The 20,566-nt window shown below is 44.5% G+C and carries 29 protein-coding genes and 1 riboswitch; of the genes, 18 read left to right on the top strand and 11 right to left on the bottom strand.

The window, feature by feature from the left end; all coding sequences use genetic code 11:
* Positions 1-14: 14 nt before the first annotated feature.
* The 5 genes from MTN95_RS11945 to MTN95_RS11925 form a co-directional block, all read right to left on the bottom strand.
* Positions 15-182 (bottom strand): hypothetical protein, encoded by a 168-nt coding sequence (locus MTN95_RS11945; protein WP_024120925.1) that lies wholly within the window; start codon positions 180-182, stop codon positions 15-17.
* 313 nt (positions 183-495) lie between these two features.
* Positions 496-1,395: a protease adaptor protein SpxH gene (gene spxH / locus MTN95_RS11940; protein ID WP_024120926.1), complete on the bottom strand. Its 900-nt coding sequence runs from the start codon at positions 1,393-1,395 to the stop codon at positions 496-498.
* Positions 1,392-1,790, bottom strand: coding sequence for a globin domain-containing protein (locus MTN95_RS11935; protein ID WP_010333756.1), 399 nt, complete (start codon positions 1,788-1,790; stop codon positions 1,392-1,394). The genes spxH and MTN95_RS11935 overlap by 4 nt, the downstream gene beginning before the upstream one ends.
* 256 nt (positions 1,791-2,046) lie before the next feature.
* A complete protein-coding gene (cwlQ, locus tag MTN95_RS11930) occupies positions 2,047-2,778 on the bottom strand; it encodes a bifunctional muramidase/murein lytic transglycosylase (protein WP_248338271.1) in 732 nt (243 codons plus the stop codon).
* 14 nt (positions 2,779-2,792) lie between these two features.
* Positions 2,793-3,365: a CYTH domain-containing protein gene (locus MTN95_RS11925; protein WP_101863859.1), complete on the bottom strand. Its 573-nt coding sequence runs from the start codon at positions 3,363-3,365 to the stop codon at positions 2,793-2,795.
* A 123-nt stretch (positions 3,366-3,488) separates the two neighbouring features.
* On the opposite strand from MTN95_RS11925, the gene MTN95_RS11920 reads away from it, so the two are divergent.
* From MTN95_RS11920 to MTN95_RS11905, 4 genes are read left to right on the top strand one after another with little or no spacing between them, the layout of a single operon-like run.
* Entirely contained in the window at positions 3,489-3,857 is a 369-nt protein-coding gene (locus tag MTN95_RS11920; protein ID WP_248338269.1) for a UPF0738 family protein, read from the top strand.
* A gap of 28 nt (positions 3,858-3,885) precedes the next feature.
* Entirely contained in the window at positions 3,886-4,521 is a 636-nt protein-coding gene (gene yjbM, locus MTN95_RS11915) for a GTP diphosphokinase (RefSeq protein ID WP_024120930.1), read from the top strand.
* Between the two features lie 19 nt (positions 4,522-4,540).
* Entirely contained in the window at positions 4,541-5,341 is an 801-nt protein-coding gene (locus MTN95_RS11910; protein ID WP_010333761.1) for an NAD kinase, read from the top strand.
* A 14-nt stretch (positions 5,342-5,355) separates the two neighbouring features.
* The gene (locus MTN95_RS11905) at positions 5,356-6,255 is read left to right on the top strand and encodes an RluA family pseudouridine synthase (protein WP_202853253.1); all 900 of its coding nucleotides are present in this window, start codon (positions 5,356-5,358) and stop codon (positions 6,253-6,255) included.
* A gap of 17 nt (positions 6,256-6,272) precedes the next feature.
* Here the strand turns inward: MTN95_RS11905 and prpE are convergent, their stop codons facing one another.
* Positions 6,273-7,010 carry a bis(5'-nucleosyl)-tetraphosphatase PrpE gene (prpE, locus tag MTN95_RS11900; protein ID WP_248338267.1) on the bottom strand — a complete coding sequence of 246 codons (738 nt, stop codon included), beginning with the start codon at positions 7,008-7,010 and terminating at the stop codon, positions 6,273-6,275.
* 183 nt (positions 7,011-7,193) lie between these two features.
* On the opposite strand from prpE, the gene MTN95_RS11895 reads away from it, so the two are divergent.
* The 10 genes from MTN95_RS11895 (at position 7,194) to cotO (ending at position 16,232) form a co-directional block, all read left to right on the top strand.
* Positions 7,194-9,038: a monovalent cation:proton antiporter family protein gene (locus MTN95_RS11895; RefSeq protein ID WP_248338265.1), complete on the top strand. Its 1,845-nt coding sequence runs from the start codon at positions 7,194-7,196 to the stop codon at positions 9,036-9,038.
* Between the two features lie 62 nt (positions 9,039-9,100).
* Positions 9,101-9,209, top strand: a riboswitch (TPP riboswitch).
* 80 nt (positions 9,210-9,289) lie between these two features.
* Positions 9,290-9,997, top strand: coding sequence for a thiaminase II (tenA, locus tag MTN95_RS11890; RefSeq protein WP_248338263.1), 708 nt, complete (start codon positions 9,290-9,292; stop codon positions 9,995-9,997).
* Positions 9,975-10,592, top strand: a complete 618-nt coding sequence (gene tenI, locus MTN95_RS11885) for a thiazole tautomerase TenI (protein ID WP_248338261.1) — start codon at positions 9,975-9,977, stop codon at positions 10,590-10,592. The genes tenA and tenI overlap by 23 nt, the downstream gene beginning before the upstream one ends.
* A complete protein-coding gene (gene thiO / locus MTN95_RS11880; protein ID WP_248338259.1) occupies positions 10,576-11,685 on the top strand; it encodes a glycine oxidase ThiO in 1,110 nt (369 codons plus the stop codon). The genes tenI and thiO overlap by 17 nt, the downstream gene beginning before the upstream one ends.
* On the top strand, positions 11,685-11,885 hold the full coding sequence (thiS, locus tag MTN95_RS11875; RefSeq protein WP_081638285.1) for a sulfur carrier protein ThiS: 201 nt from the start codon (positions 11,685-11,687) through the stop codon (positions 11,883-11,885). The genes thiO and thiS overlap by 1 nt, the downstream gene beginning before the upstream one ends.
* Entirely contained in the window at positions 11,882-12,652 is a 771-nt protein-coding gene (thiG, locus tag MTN95_RS11870) for a thiazole synthase (protein WP_081638278.1), read from the top strand. Before thiS ends, thiG begins: the two co-directional genes overlap by 4 nt.
* Positions 12,649-13,659 (top strand): thiazole biosynthesis adenylyltransferase ThiF, encoded by a 1,011-nt coding sequence (thiF, locus tag MTN95_RS11865; protein ID WP_105953714.1) that lies wholly within the window; start codon positions 12,649-12,651, stop codon positions 13,657-13,659. The genes thiG and thiF overlap by 4 nt, the downstream gene beginning before the upstream one ends.
* An 18-nt stretch (positions 13,660-13,677) precedes the next feature.
* Complete coding sequence (thiD, locus tag MTN95_RS11860; protein ID WP_248338256.1) at positions 13,678-14,493, top strand: bifunctional hydroxymethylpyrimidine kinase/phosphomethylpyrimidine kinase; 816 nt, start codon at positions 13,678-13,680, stop codon at positions 14,491-14,493.
* A gap of 136 nt (positions 14,494-14,629) precedes the next feature.
* Positions 14,630-15,406 carry an enoyl-ACP reductase FabI gene (gene fabI, locus MTN95_RS11855; protein WP_024120941.1) on the top strand — a complete coding sequence of 259 codons (777 nt, stop codon included), beginning with the start codon at positions 14,630-14,632 and terminating at the stop codon, positions 15,404-15,406.
* 100 nt (positions 15,407-15,506) lie between these two features.
* Positions 15,507-16,232: a spore coat protein CotO gene (cotO, locus tag MTN95_RS11850; protein WP_248338253.1), complete on the top strand. Its 726-nt coding sequence runs from the start codon at positions 15,507-15,509 to the stop codon at positions 16,230-16,232.
* An 86-nt stretch (positions 16,233-16,318) separates the two neighbouring features.
* Here cotO and cotZ read toward each other — a convergent pair whose 3' ends face one another.
* From cotZ to MTN95_RS11825, 5 genes are all read right to left on the bottom strand, one after another.
* Positions 16,319-16,768, bottom strand: a complete 450-nt coding sequence (gene cotZ / locus MTN95_RS11845) for a spore coat protein CotZ (protein ID WP_095713608.1) — start codon at positions 16,766-16,768, stop codon at positions 16,319-16,321.
* A 129-nt stretch (positions 16,769-16,897) separates the two neighbouring features.
* A complete protein-coding gene (cotY, locus tag MTN95_RS11840; RefSeq protein ID WP_003239243.1) occupies positions 16,898-17,386 on the bottom strand; it encodes a spore coat protein CotY in 489 nt (162 codons plus the stop codon).
* Positions 17,387-17,536: 150 nt separating this feature from the next.
* Positions 17,537-18,028, bottom strand: a complete 492-nt coding sequence (locus tag MTN95_RS11835; protein ID WP_044156363.1) for a spore coat protein — start codon at positions 18,026-18,028, stop codon at positions 17,537-17,539.
* An 88-nt stretch (positions 18,029-18,116) separates the two neighbouring features.
* Positions 18,117-18,437 (bottom strand): spore coat protein, encoded by a 321-nt coding sequence (locus tag MTN95_RS11830; protein WP_105990604.1) that lies wholly within the window; start codon positions 18,435-18,437, stop codon positions 18,117-18,119.
* 40 nt (positions 18,438-18,477) lie between these two features.
* Positions 18,478-18,864, bottom strand: coding sequence for a spore coat protein (locus MTN95_RS11825; RefSeq protein ID WP_105990605.1), 387 nt, complete (start codon positions 18,862-18,864; stop codon positions 18,478-18,480).
* Positions 18,865-19,023: 159 nt separating this feature from the next.
* Between MTN95_RS11825 and MTN95_RS11820 the strand changes: the two genes are divergently transcribed.
* From MTN95_RS11820 to spoVIF, 4 genes are all read left to right on the top strand, one after another.
* Positions 19,024-19,380, top strand: a complete 357-nt coding sequence (locus tag MTN95_RS11820; RefSeq protein ID WP_010333781.1) for a DUF1360 domain-containing protein — start codon at positions 19,024-19,026, stop codon at positions 19,378-19,380.
* Positions 19,381-19,665: 285 nt separating this feature from the next.
* A complete protein-coding gene (locus MTN95_RS11815; protein WP_095713604.1) occupies positions 19,666-19,872 on the top strand; it encodes a hypothetical protein in 207 nt (68 codons plus the stop codon).
* A gap of 81 nt (positions 19,873-19,953) precedes the next feature.
* Positions 19,954-20,094, top strand: a complete 141-nt coding sequence (locus MTN95_RS11810) for a YjcZ family sporulation protein (RefSeq protein WP_105990606.1) — start codon at positions 19,954-19,956, stop codon at positions 20,092-20,094.
* Positions 20,095-20,259: 165 nt separating this feature from the next.
* On the top strand, positions 20,260-20,514 hold the full coding sequence (gene spoVIF / locus MTN95_RS11805) for a sporulation-specific transcription regulator SpoVIF (RefSeq protein WP_024120950.1): 255 nt from the start codon (positions 20,260-20,262) through the stop codon (positions 20,512-20,514).
* Positions 20,515-20,566 lie beyond the last annotated feature (52 nt).

Genomic DNA, 20,566 nt, shown 5'->3' with positions numbered 1-20,566 from the left:
GATGCACAGGCTTTTTAAAATCCTTTAAAGGTTTTCCGATGGTTCAGGCGGTACAAGGTAAACAGAATAGAGAGAAATAGCAGAGGGGATGTAATGTAAAGAGGCAGCATATGCATCATAGCTAATAAATTTAAACAGAAAAAAACAACAATGCACACAATTGAGATTACATTAAACATCATGGCGATCCTCCTCGTCCTTGTTCCTTACAAGCATATGAATGAAATCTGTCAGTTATGTTTTGTGACAAAAATATGAACATTAAGCTTAATGGTTGTCAACAGTCGACAACTTTTGATATGATAAGGATGTGAAATTGATCACAAACAAACATTACCCCTTTGTTTGACCGTGAAAAATTTCTCCCATCCCCTTTGTTGTCGTTAAGACATATGAAACCGCGCTTATCCCGGCGCGGTTTCTTTAGTGCTTTGAACAGAACATATGTTTTATTTTTGCGCAAAAAAACAGCCTCAAGCATATACACGCCTGCGGCTATTTTTCACATGATTGGTATTCATCAGAACTGCTTGTGAGGGACTGCCAAAACATTCCGTGCTTGGCCTCTACTTTGGCAACCTTTTTAGCAAACGCCAATTTTTTCATTTCCTTTTCTACCTCTTCAAGACTCAAATCATATACAAGAGCGATTTCCTTAGAGGCAACGAAACGGAAATATTCAATAAAACATTCCAGAGGCGGTGTTTCCGACGGCTTCGGCTCGTCGCCAAGCATCTCAAATAAGATTTCTTCATATACATGATATGAATAGCTGCCGGGGACTTTAAGTCCTTCATCTTCATGCTGCGTATTAAAAAACGTCAGCGTCGGGGTGGCTGTAACATCCATCTCAGCCGCGATTTTCATGTCGCATTGAAGCGCCTTTACCGCGCTTTGGGAGTGAAGGTCTTTTTGAAATTCCTCGAGATCTAGGCTTGTTTTTGACGCTATTTCCAAAAGCACGTTTTCATCCGTTATATTCTTCTTCGAAACGAACAGACTCTCTTGCATATTCCGAAGAAATTGCATACCGGCTCTTCTTCCTTGAAGTTCGGCTGCCTTAAATGCGAGAGCGGCCATATATGGAGAAGAGAGCGGCTGATCTTGCTCAAACCATACACTGCCGTCACACGGCATACCGGAACGGCTAGCGATCTTTTCCCAGGCTTCTGCCAGAAGGTGCTTTTTGCGTTTCTTATTTAACGCTGTAAGGCTTGCGGATGCGATGATACGTAAGGTAAAAAAACGTCCGTATCTGATTTTCATTTTTTTTATGACAGGCTCTAAGGACCAGCATTCGGGACATAAAGGGTCAACAAACATGTAGATTTCCAGCGGTTTTTTTGGATGGCCGTGGCAATGGGCGAAGTATTGCTCATGCTGATAGTTTGTCAATATGATCGATCCTCCGCTTCTGTTTGATTCACCATATGCCTTGCTGTCAACTCCAGCCGGCCAAACAAAAATTCACGAATATCGCCCTCTAGTCCTACATGGTCCATTGCGTCTTTCATACAGCTGAGCCACGCATCGGCCCTCTCGTTTGTAATTGGAAAGGGAAGATGTCTTGCCCTGAGCATGGGATGGCCGTGTTCCTCAGTATAAAGGGGAGGCCCGCCTAAATACTGTGTCAAAAATTGCTTCTGTTTCCTGGCCGTTTCTGTTAAATCGCTCGGAAATATGGGCTTAAGCAAAGGATGAGACGCGACACGCTCATAAAAAGTATCAACAAGTTGCGATAGAAGTTCTTCTCCAATCGCTTCATAAGGTGCGTTAAACGATTGTCCCATGTTGACTACTCCTTTAAATATGGCTAATAGGAATCATAATTCCTATTGCAAAAAGTTATTTTCTGTATTTATTTCAATTCATCTATGATTTATTTTAGCAACAAGGCATCATTTCTACAAACAAACTGCCTTTTATGTGCTTGAAGACAGGGTTCGGCTTTAGAGCCGGGTTTGTATTTCATATCATATCACATACAAATCATGAATGTGTAAGATTTCACTCCGCAAAAAAACCGGAGGGCAAGAGCCGCTCCGGTTACGCGTAATAGGTTGCTGTTATTTTTTTTACATAGTTTTGAGTTTCTCTGAAAGGCGGAATGCCTCCGTATCGATCAACGTTTCCCGGTCCGGCGTTATAAGCTGCTAACGCCATGGATACATTGCCATCATATTTATCCAGCATTTGTTTTAAATACTTCGTTCCGCCCTCAACGTTTTGCTGCGGATTAAGCGGATTGGAAACGCCAAGTGAGGTTGCTGTTGACGGCATCAGCTGCATTAAGCCCATTGCGCCTGCACCGCTGACGGCTTTTGCATTAAAGCCTGATTCCTGTTTGATGACAGCGCGGATTAATTTTTCATCGACTCCGTATTTGTCAGAGGCTTTTTTTATAGCGCTGTCGATTGAGAAGTCACCCGAACTGATGTTTTTATCCTCTTGTTTGTTTGAGGAGACATCAACAGCGGCTGTTTCAGTGCTTTCACTCGCTTTTGTCATTTGGCCGGCATTGCCGTTTGAATAGGAGGTAAGCCCGTAAGCTGAAAGCAGTGACGGCGATGTCCCGTAAACGCTGTTCAGCTGGCTGAGCGGGCTTGAAGATGCTGCTGACGCTGTTGTTTGCTGGGACAGTCCATTTGTATATTGGCTGAGCAAGGAGCTGAAGCTTGAAAGCGGGCTTTCGGCACTTTGACTGCCCGTGCTGCTTGCATTTGATATAGACTGTAATGCCTGAAGCTGAAGGAGAGCCGCCCAATTCGTTACGTTCACTATGTCATTCCACCTTATATAGACTTTCGTTTTTCTTCATAAAAACGCTGAATTTTATTTTTGGTTTCGCGCAGAGGAATACTGAATTGCTGGAGCAGCTTTTCAAAGGCCAGTTTGCCTTCATTCCAGTCAGCCGCCTCAAATTCGATTTCATAATCCTCTTTATTTAAATATCGGCTGTGATCTAAAACTATTAAACCTTTTTCTGTTTCTTTTTCTGCACGATTTGTTGCTAAAGATCCAAAATAATGAATCGCGTCTGTATCGATGTGAAGCTTCTTCAGCTGGTCCTCGACAGGGCCTTTCGGAATCGTGAAACGTGTAAAATCGGATACGCCGGAAAGTTTCTGATGGGTTTCCAGAAGTCCAACTTCAGCCGGTTCTTTTAACGTCAGCACATACTCGCCATTTTTCTTGCGTATTCGAAGCGCCGCATGTTTTTGTTTCAGTGCGAAGCTGTTTGTATCAAAATAGTGATTCTCTTGATTTGTAAATTCTTTTTCTGTCAAGTGCAGTGCTGCAGCTATGTTTTCAAATTCATGTTTTGTCAGCAGATTTTTAAATTCAATTTCAATTTCTTGGCTCATGATTGTCTTCCTTTCAGCTCTGTAAATCTCATTTTTACTATTATCTCTTTAGATGTTAGGTTTATCAATATCGAGCTTGATATGATAAAATGAATCTGTACTTTGTTTATAAAGGAGAGCATTATGCAAAACAGAATCGAAATCGTAAATGCAACACTATCGGATGATGAGCTTCGCCTAACCTGTGAGACAGAAGGAATCGAAGCAGAGCGCAAGCCGTCAGGTCAAATGCTTGTTGATTCTGACAACATTGCTTTTGTATACATACTTGAATTAGCTGATTCTTTTGAATATGTCATGATAAAGGAACATATATGGCCTGAACTGAAGCAGGCCTATGATCAAAGAAAACCGATTGTTTTAGAGGCAGGGAAGGAAAGCATTGAGCTGTCAGGCCTTTATGAGGAGCTGGAGTATCTTTTAGAAAATATTAAAGATAATGCGAACTACGGAGAAGAAATGGAAGAAAAAGTGAAACGCGTATTTCTATAGAAACTGGTGCTGAATTGGGGGATGTATGATGGATGACAAGCAATGGGAGCGTTTTTTAGTGCCGTACCGCCAGGCTGTTGAAGAATTAAAAGTGAAGCTCAAGGGGATCCGCACGCTTTATGAATATGAGGATGACCATTCACCGATTGAGTTTGTGACAGGACGCGTCAAGCCTGTGGCGAGTATACTCGAAAAAGCCAGACGGAAAAGCATACCGTTACATGAAATTGAAACCATGCAGGATATCGCAGGCCTTAGGATCATGTGCCAATTTGTCGATGACATCCAATTTGTAAAGGAAATGCTGTTTGCCCGAAAAGATTTCACCGTTGTGGATCAGAGAGATTATATTGCAGAACATAAAGAGAGCGGGTATCGGTCATATCACCTTGTCGTGATGTATCCTTTGCAGACGATATCCGGAGAGAAACATGTTCTTGTTGAAATACAGATCCGTACGCTGGCGATGAATTTTTGGGCGACCATTGAGCATTCATTAAATTATAAATACAGCGGAAACATTCCTGAAAAAGTAAAACTGAGGCTCCAGCGCGCTTCTGAAGCGGCTTCGCGGCTTGATGAAGAGATGTCGGAGATCAAGGGTGAAATACAGGAAGCTCAAGCTGCCTTTTCCAGAAAGAAAAAAGGAAGCGAGCATCAATAGGTAAAGGGGAAGAAAAAGCATGAAATTTGCCGTATCGTCAAAAGGAGATAATGTTTCTGATACGCTGAAAAGCAAAATACAGGCGTATTTATTGGATTTTGACATGGAACTGGATGAAAATGAACCGGAAATCGTCATTTCAGTCGGGGGCGACGGGACGCTTTTATACGCTTTTCACAGATACAGCGACAGGTTAGATAAAACAGCTTTTGTCGGCGTTCACACGGGTCATCTTGGGTTTTATGCGGACTGGGTTCCTCATGAAATTGAAAAACTGGTGCTCGCAATTGCGAAAACACCGTATCATACTGTGGAATATCCGCTCCTTGAAGTGATAGTGACCTATCATGAAAATGAGCGAGAGGAAAGATATTTGGCGTTAAATGAATGTACGATTAAAAGCATAGAAGGAAGCCTTGTGGCGGATGTGGAAATCAAAGGGCAGCTCTTTGAAACGTTCCGAGGCGACGGCCTTTGCCTGTCCACGCCTTCCGGGAGCACAGCCTATAATAAAGCGCTGGGCGGAGCAATTATCCACCCATCCATCAGAGCGATTCAGCTGGCGGAAATGGCATCTATCAATAACCGCGTATTCCGGACGGTCGGATCACCGCTCCTTCTCCCTTCCCATCATGATTGCATGATTAAACCGAGAAACGAAGTTGACTTTCAAGTAACAATTGACCATTTAACCCTGCTTCATAAGGATGTAAAGTCCATCCGCTGCCAGGTTGCATCCGAAAATGTAAGATTTGCAAGATTCCGTCCGTTTCCGTTTTGGAAAAGAGTCCAGGATTCATTTATCGGAAAAGGTGAGTAGAAAGAGGACGTATCGTGGAGCAATTTATTATTGAAAAGAACATCACTTCCGCTGAAGACGGAATGACCTTAAAGGAATATGCGGGCGAGCTGGGGATTTCGAAACGTCTGCTGACCGATATCAAGTTTAGCGGAGGAGATCTTCTCATTAACGGTGAGCATGTGACTGTTAAATACGTATTGAGAGACGGAGACCTTCTAGTTGTAAAGTTTCCTGAGGAACAGGTGAGCGAGACGCTTTTGGCCGAGCCTGTTCCGCTCGATATTCTGTATGAGGATGAACACGTGCTTGTGATAAACAAACAGCCGTATGTGTCATCTATTCCGTCGCGAGAGCACCCGGCGGGAAGCATCGCAAATGGCATCATCCATCACTACCAAAAAAACGGAGTGCGGGCCACAGTGCATCTTGTCACCCGGCTAGACCGGGACACGTCTGGTGTCATGCTGATTGCCAAGCATCGCTTTGCCCACTCCATTTTATCGTCGGCACAAAAAAACGGCCTTGTGAAACGCAGATATGTTGCGGTTGTGCATGGACGTATGACAGAGACAGAGGGAAAGATAGACGCCCCGATTGACAGACATCCTGACAGTATCATTGAACGGATGGTGACACCGGGCGGTCAGAAGGCTGTTACTCACTTTCGTGTCACACGTATAACAGATGACTTAACCTCGGTGGCATTGCAGCTTGAGACAGGGCGGACCCACCAGATTCGCGTCCATATGAGCTACCTCGGACACCCGCTGTGCGGCGATACGTTGTACGGCGGAACGAGACAAAAGATTGACAGGCAGGCGCTGCACAGTGAGCAGCTGTCGTTTATCCACCCGCTGACGCAGGAGAAAATGACGTTTCATGCGGCTCTGCCGCACGATATGCAAGAATTAGTTAAAGGAGAGAATCATTAAAACGATTCTCTCCTTTTTTATATGGCGCGAAATCTAGATTCGTCATAGGGCATAGAGCTTGGAACGGAGACTGTCTCCAGTTCGGGAAAACGCAAGGCCGTCAGTTCATTCCCAAACACACAGCCTGTATCAATGTTAATGGTGCGATTTATGATGCGGGGCTCTTTAACAGGTGTGTGTCCGTATACAACCCATGCTTTCCCGTTATAGGCGGCGGCCCAATCCCTCCTGACGGGTCTTCCGTCCGGATACGTTTCACCCGTCACATCGCCGTAAAGCACAAAGTCCTTTACTCTTCTTGTGTTTTTGCCGATATCGTCAGCCTTTATGCCAGCATGGGCGACAACCAATTCTCCATTATGTAAGATGTCGTAAAGCGGCGCAGTTTCATAAAGCTTCATAAATTGTTCGCTGACTTTTTTTCTTTCTTCCTCAGAAAGTGCTTTAAGCTCTGCCGCAGTTGTTTCAAGACCGTGCATTACTTTAACAGGATTTCCTTTTAAGTAGCGGTATAGCTTGTTGCAATGATTTCCCGGGACATAACGCACTGCTCCTTGTTCATAAGCGCGGGCTACAAAGCGGATGACTTCAATTGATTTAGGGCCTCGGTCTGTCAAATCTCCGGCAAAAACAAGCATCCTGCCTTCATCATGTACAGGCAATCCATTTTTTATTGTGTATCCAAGTTTTTCTATCAGGGCTGTCATTTCATCGTAGCAGCCATGAATATCGCTGATAATATCGTAGTAAGCCATGCAGCATCCTCCTTACTCATGATTTTATTTATTATGAAGCAAATTGCTGTGAGTCATCACCAGCTTTTATGTGCAAATTATAGAAGAATCATTTTCTAAAAAAAAATGAGACCTTATTACTTTATTTTTTATCATCACCCTTGTTAAAATCGCGTTATGTTTTTTTAAAAGGAGGTTCAGATTATGGCGCATACATCTGTCGCATCATTAGTTGTCGTACTTATCGTTGCATTTTTAACTCCCATCCTTTTGCATCGGTTTAAACTCAGCATCCCTGTTGTAGTTGCTGAAATTATTATGGGATTGATTATAGGAAAAAGCGGCCTTAATTTAGTTGTGGAGGGTGATACTTGGCTTCAGACGCTCTCTATGCTCGGATTTATCTTTTTAATGTTTTTAAGCGGGCTTGAAATTGATTTTTCATCCTTTGAGAGAGGAAAGAAAAAGCAGTTTTTGCAAAACGGCAAGGAAGCACCCAATACATTTGCCACAGCATCCATTATTTTTATCGGTATTTTTATTTTATCATTGCTGCTGTCCTATGGGTTCGTCTTGGCAGGATTTATCCAAAATGCTTTTTTAATGACGCTTATTATTTCTACGATTTCGTTAGGTGTTGTTGTTCCAACCTTAAAGGAAGAACGGATCATGGATTCAAACATCGGGCAGATTATCCTGCTTGTTGCTGTGATTGCTGACTTGGTCACTATGATTCTTCTTGCTGTATTTTCTTCTCTATACGGAGAGGACAGCGGAAACATGTGGCTCTTGATGATCCTGTTCGCAGCCGGAGTAGTGCTTTACTTTTTCGGCCGGGTCTTCAAACACCGTTCTTTTGTTCAGTCCATGTCAAAAGGGACGATCCAGATCGGGACTCGTGCTATTTTCACCTTAATTATCGTACTGGTGGCTCTGTCTGAATCACTGGGGGCAGAAAATATTCTCGGCGCTTTCTTAGCGGGCGTACTTGTTTCCCTGCTCTCGCCGAACAAGGAATTGGTTCAGCAGCTTGATTCCTTCGGCTACGGGTTCTTAATACCGATTTTCTTTGTGATGGTCGGTGTAAAATTGGATATTTGGACACTTTTTCAGGACCCGAAAATTTTAGTGATGATTCCGCTGCTGCTTATGGCGCTGTTAGTAAGCAAAATTCTTCCTGTCCTGTACTTGAAGAAATGGTATGATAACCGCACAATATTGGCGTCTGGTTTCCTGCTGACATCAACGCTTTCTCTTGTGATTGCCGCTGCGACAATCGGCCAGCAGCTTCATGTAATCAGCGCGAATATGTCAGGAGCGCTTACGCTGGTGGCGGTTATTGCAAGTATTTTTACGCCGGTCGGTTTTAAAAAGCTGTACAAAAAACAGGAGCAGCCGGAGGAGAAAAAGAAGATCACATTTATCGGCGCTAATCAAATGACACTGCCTGTGACACTTGAATTGCCTGAGAACGAGTATGAAGTGCGTGTCGTGCACGTTTATCAAGAAAACGCTGAGGAAAAGCTGTCAGACTCAGTATTTTCCGTCGAACCGATTTCTGATTATGAGCATCAAACACTTGAATCTCTCGGTATATTTGATACAGAAATCCTTGTAGTGGCGACAGGGGATGAAGACATGAATACGGACATCGCATTATACGCCAAAGAAAAAGGAACAGAAAGAGTCATTGCCAGCACCGGATCACCGGAGAACGAAGCGAAATTGAAAGAGCAGGGCATCAGCATCTTTTCCATCTTGCTGTCGACCAAAACGCTGCTTCGCGCGCTGATAGAAGCGCCTGGCGTCATGAAACTGCTCACGAACCAGGAGTCTTCGCTGTATCAAATTAATATGGAAAACAGCAAATACGATGGCGTGATTCTCCGTGAATTTCCTTTAACAGGGGACGTGATTTTTGTCAGGATTTTCCGGGGTGTCGACAGCATCGTTCCTCACGGCGATACAAGACTGAAAATCGGAGACCGCTTAATTGTCACCGGATCACGCGGGTACGTAACCGATCTTAAGAAAACATTGGAAGGATAATATCTTGACCAAATAAGGATTCGTGTTAAGATAGAGGTGCAGAACAATTCAATATGTATTCGTAAAACCACTAGGGGTGTCCTTTATAAGGGCTGAGATAAAAGTGTGACTTTTAGACCCTCATAACTTGAACAGGTTCAGACCTGCGTAGGGAAGTGGAGCGGTATTTGTGTTATATAACTATGCCAATTCCAAACCACTTTTCCTTGCGGGAAAGTGGTTTTTTTATTATCAGACAGGGGGAATGACGTGTGAAGTTTTCAGAAGAATGCCGCAGTGCAGCCGCAGAATGGTGGGAAGGCAGCTTTGTCCATCCATTTGTTCAGGGGATCGGTGACGGAACTCTTCCGATCGACCGCTTTAAATATTACGTGCTTCAGGATTCTTACTATTTAACTCATTTTGCAAAGGTGCAATCGTTCGGTGCCGCTTATGCAAAGGATCTTTATACAACAGGACGCATGGCCAGCCATGCTCAAGGTACATATGAAGCGGAAATGGCGCTTCATCGCGAGTTTACGGAGCTTTTGGAAATCAGTGAGGAGGAACTGAAGTCATTTAAGCCATCTCCTACCGCTTACTCCTATACATCCCATATGTACCGTTCGGTTTTGAGCGGGAATTTTGCAGAAATCTTGGCAGCTCTTCTCCCGTGCTATTGGCTTTACTATGAGGTTGGTGAGAAATTGCTGACATGTGATCCGGGGCATCCGATTTATCAGAAGTGGATTAGCACATACGGTGGTGACTGGTTCAGACAGCAGGTGGAAGAACAAATTAACCGCCTAGATGAGCTGGCGGAAAACAGCACGGAGGAAGTGCGTGCCAAAATGAAAGAGAATTTCGTTATTTCGAGCTATTATGAATATCAGTTCTGGGGAATGGCTTATCGAAAAGAAGGCTGGTCAGACATCGGCGTAAAAGAGGTGGAAGGGCTTGGAGCTGCACGCCATAACTGATGACCGCAAGCCGGTTGAAGATCTAGTGAGATCAATTATAGCCATTCAGGATGAGGTTGATTTCATCCATATTCGTGAACGGTCTAAATCGGCGGCTGACATTTTGAAACTGCTGGAGCTTATTTCTGAAGGCGGTGTTGATAAGCAAAAGCTGGTGATGAATGGCCGGGTTGATATTGCGCTTTTTTCAAATATTCATCGCGTTCAGCTGCCGAGCAGCAGCTTTTCGCCGAAACAAGTAAGAGCCAGATTTCCTCACCTGCACATTGGGCGATCGGTGCATTCACTGGAGGAAGCGCTTCAGGCAGAAAAGGAAGACGCTGATTATGTTTTGTTCGGCCATGTGTTTGAAACGGATTGCAAACAAGGCCTTGAGGGCAGAGGCGTGTCTTTGCTTTCAGAAATCAAACAGAGGATCTCGATTCCGGTTATTGCAATTGGCGGAATGACACCTGCCAGATTAAGAGAAGTGAAACAAGCAGGTTCAAACGGTATCGCTGTCATGTCCGGAATTTTTTCTTCCGATGATCCTTTGGAAGCTGCCAGACGATATTCCCGCAAGCTAAAGGAGATTCAGTATGAAAAGGCATTATGATGCAGTTGTCATTGGAGGCGGAATGATTGGTTCCGCGATAGCTTATCAGTTGGCAAAAGAAAAGAAAAACACCGCATTGCTTGAAAGCGGAACAATTGGCGGCAGAACAACAAGCGCCGCGGCAGGGATGCTTGGCGCCCATGCCGAGTGCGAGGAGCGGGATGCGTTTTTTGATTTCGCCATGCACAGTCAGCGTTTGTATCAGGGGCTTGGAGAGGAGCTATTTGCATTATCCGGCATTGATATCAGAAGGCATGATGGCGGTATGTTTAAGCTTGCATTCTCCGAAGAAGACGTGTCACGCCTGAGACGGATGGACGATTTGGATTCTGTCAGCTGGCATACAAAAGAAGAAGTGCTGGAAAAAGAGCCGTATACGGCTGGTGAGATTTACGGGGCGAGCTTTATTCAGGACGATGTTCATGTTGAGCCTTATTTTGTATGCAAGGCATATGCTAAATCGGCTAAAGCGCTTGGTACGGAAATTTTTGAGCATACTCCTGTTCTCGATGTGACACGTGGCGGTGAATCCATTTTGGTCAAAACAGGTTCCGGTGACGTGCATGCGGACCATGTCGTGGTTGCCAGCGGGGTCTGGAGCGGGATGTTTTTTAAACAGCTCGGGTTGAACCAGTCATTTTTTCCTGTAAAAGGAGAGTGCCTGTCTGTTTGGAATGATGATATTCCGCTGACAAAAACACTTTATCATGATCATTGCTATATCGTACCGAGAAAAAGCGGCAGACTGGTTGTCGGCGCGACGATGAAGCCTGGTGATTGGAGCGATAAGCCGGATCTTGGCGGACTTCAGTCGGTTATGGAAAAAGCGAAAACGATGCTGCCGGCGATTCAGAATATGAAGGTTGATCGTTTTTGGGCGGGACTGCGTCCGGGGACAAAGGACGGAAAACCATACATTGGCAGACACCCTGAGGACAGCCGCATTTTATTTGCGGCGGGCCATTTCAGAAACGGGATTCTGCTTGCTCCTGCAACGGGTGCTTTAATCGGTGATCTCATTATGAATAAAGAGGTCAAGGCAGACTGGCTGCACGCCTTTCGAATTGATCGCAAGGAGGCGGTTCAGATATGATGCTTCAGCTGAACGGTAAACAAGTTGAGTGGGATAGAGACACAGGTACGATTCAGGATCTGCTTGCGTCTTATCAGCTTGAAAATAAAATCGTGATCGTTGAAAGAAATAAAGAAATTATCGGCAAAGAACAATATCACGAGGTAGAGCTTTCTGATCGTGATGTCATCGAAATTGTTCATTTTGTAGGAGGCGGATGAGAATGTTAACAATTGGCGGGAAACAATTTCAATCAAGGCTGCTGCTGGGCACGGGAAAATATCCATCGTTTGACATTCAAAAGGAAGCGGTGGCTGTTTCAGAGTCTGATATTTTAACATTTGCTGTGCGGAGAATGAATATCTTTGAAGCGTCTCAGCCTAATTTTCTGGAGCAGCTTGATTTATCCAAATATACGCTGCTGCCAAATACAGCAGGCGCCAGCACGGCGGAAGAAGCAGTTCGAATTGCACGGCTTGCGAAGGCATCCGGGCTTTGTGACATGATTAAAGTCGAAGTCATCGGATGCAGCCGCTCCTTGCTGCCCGATCCTGTGGAAACGTTAAAAGCGTCTGAACAGCTTCTTGAAGAAGGGTTCATTGTGCTGCCGTACACCTCGGATGATGTGGTGCTGGCAAGAAAGCTTGAAGAGCTTGGTGTTCATGCCATTATGCCGGGGGCTTCTCCGATTGGATCGGGACAGGGGATTTTAAATCCTCTGAATCTGTCATTTATCATTGAACAGGCGAAAGTGCCGGTCATCGTGGATGCCGGAATCGGATCGCCAAAAGATGCGGCATATGCAATGGAGCTTGGAGCAGACGGCGTACTGCTGAATACGGCCGTATCAGGCGCGAACGATCCGGTGAAAATGGCACACGCCATGAAGCTCGCGGTAGAAGCAGGACGTCTATCTTATGAAGCAGGCCGCATTCCAGCTAAGTCATATGGGACGGCTAGCAGTCCGGGAGAAGGTCTTCCTGTATGACGGACAGGTATTCCAGACAGGAGCTGTTTGCTCCAATCGGCCGCGAAGGCCAGAAGAAACTGAGAGAGGCGCGCGTTGTGATCATCGGCGCCGGCGCACTGGGAACAGCCAGCGCAGAGATGCTGGTGAGAGCGGGAGTCGGATCGGTGAAAATTGCCGATAGAGATTACGTCGAATGGAGCAATCTTCAGCGCCAGCAGCTTTACACAGAAAATGATGTCAAAAAGGAACTGCCGAAAGCAGCAGCTGCTGAGCAGCGTCTTCGTTCCATTAACAGTGATGTGGATGTGACCGGACTTGTCATGGATGTCACAGCAGAAAACGTATCCGAGCTGATTCGCGGCGCATCAATCATTGTAGATGCCGCCGATAATTTTGAAACCCGGCTCATTGTTAACGATGCTGCGGTGAAAGAAGGCATTCCGTTTCTTTACGGCGCTTGTGTGGGGAGCTACGGTCTCGCGTTTACTGTATTGCCGGGAGTAACCCCCTGCCTTCATTGTTTACTCGATACTCTTCCGATTGGCGGTGCGACATGCGACACAGCCGGCATTATCAGCCCGGCTGTTCTGCAGGTTGCTGTCCTTCAGGTGACAGACGCCCTGAAACTGCTGACGGGAGAGGAGTGCGAGCCCGTGCTGCGCTCCTTTGATCTGTGGAAAAATGAGCGGTCAGAGGTAGGAGCAGCGGGACTTAAAGATGACTCGTGTCCAAGCTGCGGGACAAAGGATTTTCCGTTTTTATCATATGAAAATCAAACGAAAGCAGCAGTATTGTGCGGCAGAAACACGGTGCAAATCAGATCCTCTTTCACAAAAGAAGCAGATCTTGACGTGATGGCGGGGCAGCTGAGGCAGGCGGGGCTGGAAGTAGCAGCGAATCCGTATTTAATTTCCTGCCGCTCGGATGACATGAAAATGGTGCTGTTTAGGGATGGCAGAGCATTGATCCATGGAACAAATGATATTGCCAGGGCAAAATCCATCTATCATAAATGGATTGGGTAATAAAAGGAGTGTAGTTTGATGAGTATATATAAAGCCTTGACGATCGCCGGCTCTGACTCAGGCGGCGGCGCGGGGATACAGGCAGATATTAAAACCTTTCAGGAGCTTGGTGTATTCGGAATGTCTGCCATTACGGCGGTAACTGCTCAAAATACACTTGGCGTCCACGGTGTGTACCCGCTGACTGCAGAGGCACTGAGAGAGCAAATTAACGCTGTGGCGGAGGATTTGAGACCGGACGCCGTAAAAACAGGAATGCTTTGGAATGCGGAAATGATAGAAGAAGTGGCAAGGAAAATTGATCAATACGAATTAAGCCGGGTGATCGTTGATCCGGTTATGATCGCGAAGGGCGGGGCGTCCTTGCTTCGCGATGAATCAATCGCTACGCTGAAGGAGCTGCTGATTCCAAGAAGCTATGCGATCACGCCGAATGTGCCGGAAGCAGAAGCGCTGACGGGTATGGCGATCCGTTCGCTTGATGACCGGAAGAAAGCTGCGGAACAGCTGGTGAAGATGGGTGCGCAGCATGTGATTATCAAAGGCGGGCACCAGCCTGAGGACAATCACATTACTGACCTTCTTTTTGATGGAAACATGTTTATGCAAATCAGCCATCCTTATATCGATACGAAGCATACGCATGGCACAGGCTGCACCTTCGCTGCGGCTTTAACAGCCCAAACCGCTAAAGGAGAGAGCATCCATCAGGCATTCGAGGTTGCTGCCAACTTTGTCCGCGAAGCTGTGGAAAATACGCTCGGCATCGGATCGGGCCACGGGCCGACAAATCATTTCGCTTTTAAACGAAACAGTATAAAAATAAACCGATGAGACCACCTGCTTATGGTGGTCTCTTTTATGTTTGACTTTGGTATGCGCTTTTCATCTGGACAAGGTTATGATATGATAGGTATTAAGATCAGGTACTAATACTATGTCTTTAACAAATATAGGAGGCTTTATACATATGAATTTTTCACTTGAAGGCCGCAACATTGTTGTTATGGGAGTAGCCAACAAACGCAGTATCGCTTGGGGAATTGCGCGCTCTTTACATGAAGCGGGCGCACGTTTGATTTTCACATATGCAGGTGAACGCCTGGAGAAATCTGTTCATGAACTCGCTGGAACTTTAGAGCGAAACGATTCCATTATCCTTCCTTGCGACGTGACAAACGACGCGGAAATCGAAACTTGTTTCGCAAGCATTAAGGAGCAGGTCGGTGTGATCCACGGTATCGCGCATTGTATCGCGTTTGCCAACAAAGAAGAGCTTGTCGGCGAATACTTAAACACAAATCGTGAGGGCTTCCTTCTAGCTCACAACATCAGCTCATACTCACTGACCGCTGTCGCAAAAGCGGCGCGTCCGATGATGACTGAAGGCGGAAGCATCGTAACGCTGACTTACCTTGGCGGAGAGCTCGTTATGCCGAACTACAACGTGATGGGTGTAGCGAAAGCTTCTCTTGACGCAAGTGTGAAGTACTTAGCTGCTGACTTAGGAAAAGAAAATATCCGCGTTAACAGCATTTCTGCTGGTCCGATCAGAACATTGTCTGCTAAAGGCATCAGTGACTTCAACTCCATTTTAAAAGACATCGAAGAGCGTGCGCCGCTACGCCGCACGACTACACCTGAAGAGGTGGGAGATACAGCAGCATTTTTATTTAGCGATATGTCCCGAGGCATCACAGGTGAAAATCTTCATGTTGATTCAGGTTTCCATATCACTGCCCGCTAAGCAGATTCACCATCAAGCAGTCCCTAACAGGGATTGCTTTTTTATTTCTTCTGATTTTCAGCATTCTGTCATATAGATAGAATATGACAGAATCGGAGGGATGAAGATGTCTAATAAGAAAAGAAACGCGGATAAAAAACCGCTCATGTATATTGTTCAGCCGGATTATATGGAAACACGCTCGTCCATGCAGGAGATCGTCATTAAAAGAAAAGCCAAACCGGCTCCGCCAAAAGCAGAGGAACAGCCGGTTTACCATGAAAAAGAGCGGGAAGACATTCAGGTAAAAGGTGCTTTGGAAACAGAGGAAAAAGAGCGGGAAGACATTCAGGCAAAAGATGCTCAGCAAACAGAGAAAAAACAGGCAGAGGAACAAGTGAGTCAGCAAAAACAAGAGGCGAGAGAGCCGGATAACCAGAAAAAGCAGCAGGAACCGTTAGAAGAGCCGCAGGCAATTGAAGACACCGCCAAACAGCAACCTCAGGAAGCGGAAAAAAAGGAAGAGCCTGCACCTGAAGCCCGTAAGCCTGAAAAGGAACCGGAGGCCGTTCATAATGCAGCTAAAGCTGAAGAAAAGACACCGCCGGCCAGAAAAGTGAAAAAACCGATGAGCAAGATGTCCATCCATGAAAAAATCGACTTTTTAACAAAACTGCCGCATAACATGCCCAGAGCACTTTGTCTGATCGAAGCCAATGGGAAAACGTACAGAGGCGTGATTGTCGGAAGAAGAAATGATTCCGTTCTGCTTCGGACGACCGGAAACGGCGCTCCGACTGAGCTGGCGATCGATGATATCACATCTCTGCACCCGTTAGGTTTTTAATGAAAGCAAAAAGCTGCCCGGCAGATCGTTCCGGCAGCTTTTTTACATAGAGAAAAGCCTGCAAATCTGCAAGCTTTTCCGCCTTATCATGAATGATGATGTGTTCGATTGATTAAACGGGGATTTAAGCAATTGATCGCGCAGAAGCAGTCTAAATCCACTTCAATGCAGTAGTGCGTTTTTTCAAGTCGGAACACTTCACAAATCGTGTCTTTATCGGTGAAGTCCAAAATGTGTTTGTGTTCGTCAAAAGCGATTAATAAGGATAGCGTTGCGCAGCTGCCATGAACTTTTTCCACTCTAAAAAATACTGTATTAAAGCAAGGTCCGTTATCCAGCTCGCCGACATTACCGAAGGCGACTAAAGGCTTTGATTTTGATGTAAATATTGCAAAAGGCACTGTATCGCCTAATGAATGGCTTACAGATAAAAGCTTGGAGTGGCAGCCGGTCGGGCAATCCTCTTCAACCGCGTTTTGCAAATCTTCAATTTGTTCTACTGCTTCACGCACGCAGCTTGATGTTTTCTGGCTCATATATTATCCCTCCTGCCTTATAATTTTGAGACTGGCGAAATGATGGAGAGTCAGCTGCCTCACTTTCGAAGCAGCTGAATGATTTGCACTTGTAATAGAGCTTGGAAGGGGATTCCTCTTTACAAGTGTTTATCCATTGTGATGATGCTTTTTATCCTTATGAGGCGAAGTTCTGTCAACTAATTCTGGTGACAGGCATTGAATCGCACAGAAGCATCCGAGATCCACTTCGATGCAAAAATCTGTTTTTTCCAGCCCGAAGAAATCTGGGTCACAAGGGTGGCAAACACTTAAGGTATCGCCTTTGACATCGACCGGGCGTAAAATAGACAGTGTTGCACAGCAATCGCATAATTTTTCAACGCGGAAGAAAATGGACTCAAAGCATTGCATATCATCCACAAATCCCCCCACGTTTCCGAATGTGGAGAACAATCCGCCTTTTTTATCAAAAACGAGAAACGGAATTGTGTCTTTTCCAGCAATCGTCGGGTTTAAAAGGTTTGTATAGCAGCCAGTCGGACACTGTTCCTCCACTGCCTCCTGCTCTGCTAAAATCTTTTCCACTGCATCGCATACACAGTTCTCATGCCGGCCATGGGTTTTTCCGCAGCTCATTGATTTCAGCTCCTTCTTATAGGGTATTTGACTTTAGTCCTTAACAACATATGTACTCGTGCCTCACTTGGTGTGGGTGAACGTCTATATAATCATCATATGCTGGGAAAATAAGAAAAAGCAGAGCGTTTTTCGCTCTGCTTTTAGAAGTTAAAGGAGAATCAGAACTCCGAAAATTGCTACAAGGGCATTGATTAAGACTGTAACGAGGGTTGCAGCATCTTGATCGAGTGTAGTGACGTTTACGCAGCGTGAGTTGTCGATAAGAATTTTTTGACGGTTCAATTGCTTACTTTCTGTAAGCTGTAATAAATCTTGAGCTACAAGTTCAGCAAGCGTTTCATCTGTGATAACTGCCAAGACAACAACTACAACTAAGGCATTGATAGAAACAAATACTGAAGTTAACGCTTGTTGATCAACTGATTGAACGTTAACATCACAAGAGTCTCTAATCACAATCATTTCTTCAGAGATTTGTCTATTGAGGTGAGCTTGAATAACATCTTGATCTACAAAGGCGTCATTAAAACCGAAGCCTTTTAAGTTACAGCAACCATCGCATTTTTTCTCTTCTTTTATTTCTCTTGGGTGATCACAGTCTGGATCTAATGCTACCCATGAATAAGGTCTGCTTTCCATTTTTATTCCTCCTTTTCTTTTACTTTTATTAAATGAAAGATAGTTTCATTTTGATTGGGGCATTCATCTTGGTTCATATCACTATTTTTTATTGTTCTTTTTTATTTTGGCGTTTCTGTTTTAGTTGCTGAATTAATTGTTCTCTGCGGGTATTTTGTTTTTCGGTTCTTAGGTTCGTTTTTTCTGTAACAGTTCTATTTTTATTTTGATTATCTGCTAGAGCCTGTGCTTTTTCTTTCACATCGTTGAGCATTTTCAAGAACATTTCTTTTTCTTCATCTGATAATTTCTTCATTTTATCTTTTGTAACACCATGTTTTTTTAGAACATTGTCTACAAGCATTTTAGTCATTGGATCCATCGCTGGAAGTTTTGAAAGTTCTTCTTTCAGTTTTTCATTTTCTGACACTTGTTTTCACCTCGATTTGTAGTTTGTGAAAAAGAAAGAGTTAAAGGATGCCAGATGCAATGAGAAAAGTGTCTATTATCTGAGTTAGCATTTGAATAAAGGTTATTGTTTGATCTGAGAGAAGAGTGACTCTGATATTTCGGCTGTTTATGATTTTTATTGTTGTTCTTTTTTTGGTTTGGCTATTGTCAAGAATGAGGAGTTCGCTAGCGATTGTATCAGTCAAGTCTTCATCGGTGATGACAAGTTGTATAGCCAAAAAGAGTATTGCCGATAGTGTCGCTTGTATAGAAAGGGCGGATGTAATATGCGTCGTATCAATGATTATATTTTCGCAATCAATGATTTCAATCTGCTGAATAAATTCATTTGTCAATTGCTCATATATTCCAGATTGTAGGAAGTCAACTTTTTCATCAATCGACATAACCTTCACTCCTTTCTTATCCATACTTTATATAATGCAAAAAGGGTGCAGAGCGGAATAAGAAAAATAACCAAATTTCATGAGGACAAGATGCAACTCATGAAGTTTAGGGTTTTAGCATATATGTGAAGGGATCATATTTGACAAAGGAGTGAACAAGTGGTTATCAATTGGCTGTCTCTTTTCCTTCTTTCGCTTGCGGTCTTCCGGCTCGCGCGTCTTTTCGTGTTTGATACGATTATGGCGCCGCTTCGCAGCCTTTTTCATGAAGAGAAAGAGGAAAAGGATGCGGACGGGAACATTGAAACGTATATTGTCATAAAGGGAACGGGTGTCAGGGCGTTTATCGGTGAATTGCTGAGCTGCTATTGGTGCACAGGCGTGTGGTGCGCCGGCTTTTTGATTTTGTGCCAGGCCTTTATTCCAGAGGCGGCCCAGTGGCTGGTTTTGCTGCTGGCGATCGCAGGGCTGGCCGGTATTATTGAAACCCTTGTATCAAAATGGCTGCAGGAATGAGGCATTCCCATCAGCAACTTTCCGTCAGTTTCCGCATAAAGTAGCATATATGACATAAGGAAAGGAAGGGATCAAAGTGAATCAATTTAACAAACCTTCCCAAAAAACTCCATATACAGATTCATCGTATCAAACAAAAAAGATCAAAAAGAAAGGCTGCGGATGCGGCAGTAAAAAGAAAAAACCTCAATAGCTTGACACTGACAAGAGACCGGAGATGTCCGGTTTTTTGTTTTTTTAACAATGCTGATACGCTCAGCATATGTCATGAGAGGGGGGGATCTCATGAACGAGTTTGAAAAATTCATAGAGGGCAGGTATGGACCGCACGATCAAAAGCAAAACAAACATGACAAGACGATCAAACATATTGAAAAGGAATTGGCTTTATTTGACGAAGCCGGCCTGTCGTTTGAACAAGAAATTGAAGAATTGGCTGAAAAGACGGAAGCCTTACTGAAAAAACGGCAGGCTCAGCATGATCCATCATAAATCCGCAAGCGCCCTATGCGAATATCCAAGCCGATCATGATGTCTCACATAGTGTATAGAGAGTAAAGGAGGTGCTTAGTTATGGGATTTGGTTACGGAGGCGGCTGCTACGGCGGCGGTTATTCTGGAGGATATTCAGGCGGTTACGGTTCAACATTCGTTCTTGTGGTCGTACTGTTCATTCTTCTCATCATCGTAGGTGCATCTTTTTTTAACTACTAAGAAATGAATGAAGGAGGAAGTGCGGATGATTCCCGTGCTTCTTCCTTACATTGTGTACCCTTTGCTGCTTTTTAAATCAGTAACTTATTTTTTGATTGCAAATCATCACATTATGCGTAAAGCGTTCATACAATACTGTATTACTCCGCCAAAAGGAGGCGTATCATGGATAATCAATTTTTTAAGAACATTGAAAAGAAAACAGGCGTGAACATGCAGGATGTCATGAATCTTGCAGGATCACTTCAAAACGCCAATTTTAAAGATGAAAACACAGTCCGCAGCGTCATTAAACGCGTGGCGCAGCTGGCAAACAGACGCGTGCCGAAAGAACTGGAAGATAAGATTGTCCAGTCCATTACAAGCGGAAAAGAAAAGCTTGATTTTGGAACAATTTCTAAAATGTTGGATAGTAAATAAGCGGATGGCCTGGGCAGCGGGCCTTTTTTACAGTGAAAAACCCGGCAGTATC

The sequence above is a fragment of the Bacillus sp. 2CMS4F genome (genome assembly GCF_023161785.1).
Classification (GTDB): domain Bacteria; phylum Bacillota; class Bacilli; order Bacillales; family Bacillaceae; genus Bacillus; species Bacillus halotolerans.
The sequence above is the reverse complement of the archived record's forward strand: the minus strand, read 5'-3'. Positions and strand labels throughout refer to the sequence as shown.

Bases quoted from the DNA above. Each gene is read 5' to 3' on its own strand.
- MTN95_RS11920 (WP_248338269.1), top strand. From the start codon at position 3,489: ATGCAAAACAGAATCGAAATCGTAAATGCAACACTATCGGATGATGAG.
- MTN95_RS11945 (WP_024120925.1), bottom strand. From the start codon at position 182: ATGATGTTTAATGTAATCTCAATTGTGTGCATTGTTGTTTTTTTCTGT.
- thiG (WP_081638278.1), top strand. From the start codon at position 11,882: ATGAGAATGTTAACAATTGGCGGGAAACAATTTCAATCAAGGCTGCTG.
- fabI (WP_024120941.1), top strand. From the start codon at position 14,630: ATGAATTTTTCACTTGAAGGCCGCAACATTGTTGTTATGGGAGTAGCC.
- cotZ (WP_095713608.1), bottom strand. From the start codon at position 16,768: ATGAGCCAGAAAACATCAAGCTGCGTGCGTGAAGCAGTAGAACAAATT.
- spoVIF (WP_024120950.1), top strand. From the start codon at position 20,260: ATGGATAATCAATTTTTTAAGAACATTGAAAAGAAAACAGGCGTGAAC.
- thiO (WP_248338259.1), top strand. From the start codon at position 10,576: ATGAAAAGGCATTATGATGCAGTTGTCATTGGAGGCGGAATGATTGGT.
- MTN95_RS11825 (WP_105990605.1), bottom strand. From the start codon at position 18,864: ATGTCGATTGATGAAAAAGTTGACTTCCTACAATCTGGAATATATGAG.
- thiS (WP_081638285.1), top strand. From the start codon at position 11,685: ATGCTTCAGCTGAACGGTAAACAAGTTGAGTGGGATAGAGACACAGGT.
- prpE (WP_248338267.1), bottom strand. From the start codon at position 7,010: ATGGCTTACTACGATATTATCAGCGATATTCATGGCTGCTACGATGAA.
- cotO (WP_248338253.1), top strand. From the start codon at position 15,507: ATGAAGATGTCTAATAAGAAAAGAAACGCGGATAAAAAACCGCTCATG.
- MTN95_RS11895 (WP_248338265.1), top strand. From the start codon at position 7,194: ATGGCGCATACATCTGTCGCATCATTAGTTGTCGTACTTATCGTTGCA.
- cotY (WP_003239243.1), bottom strand. From the start codon at position 17,386: ATGAGCTGCGGAAAAACCCATGGCCGGCATGAGAACTGTGTATGCGAT.
- MTN95_RS11910 (WP_010333761.1), top strand. From the start codon at position 4,541: ATGAAATTTGCCGTATCGTCAAAAGGAGATAATGTTTCTGATACGCTG.
- thiD (WP_248338256.1), top strand. From the start codon at position 13,678: ATGAGTATATATAAAGCCTTGACGATCGCCGGCTCTGACTCAGGCGGC.
- MTN95_RS11815 (WP_095713604.1), top strand. From the start codon at position 19,666: ATGAACGAGTTTGAAAAATTCATAGAGGGCAGGTATGGACCGCACGAT.
- MTN95_RS11925 (WP_101863859.1), bottom strand. From the start codon at position 3,365: ATGAGCCAAGAAATTGAAATTGAATTTAAAAATCTGCTGACAAAACAT.
- MTN95_RS11935 (WP_010333756.1), bottom strand. From the start codon at position 1,790: ATGGGACAATCGTTTAACGCACCTTATGAAGCGATTGGAGAAGAACTT.
- MTN95_RS11835 (WP_044156363.1), bottom strand. From the start codon at position 18,028: ATGGAAAGCAGACCTTATTCATGGGTAGCATTAGATCCAGACTGTGAT.
- thiF (WP_105953714.1), top strand. From the start codon at position 12,649: ATGACGGACAGGTATTCCAGACAGGAGCTGTTTGCTCCAATCGGCCGC.
- yjbM (WP_024120930.1), top strand. From the start codon at position 3,886: ATGGATGACAAGCAATGGGAGCGTTTTTTAGTGCCGTACCGCCAGGCT.
- MTN95_RS11810 (WP_105990606.1), top strand. From the start codon at position 19,954: ATGGGATTTGGTTACGGAGGCGGCTGCTACGGCGGCGGTTATTCTGGA.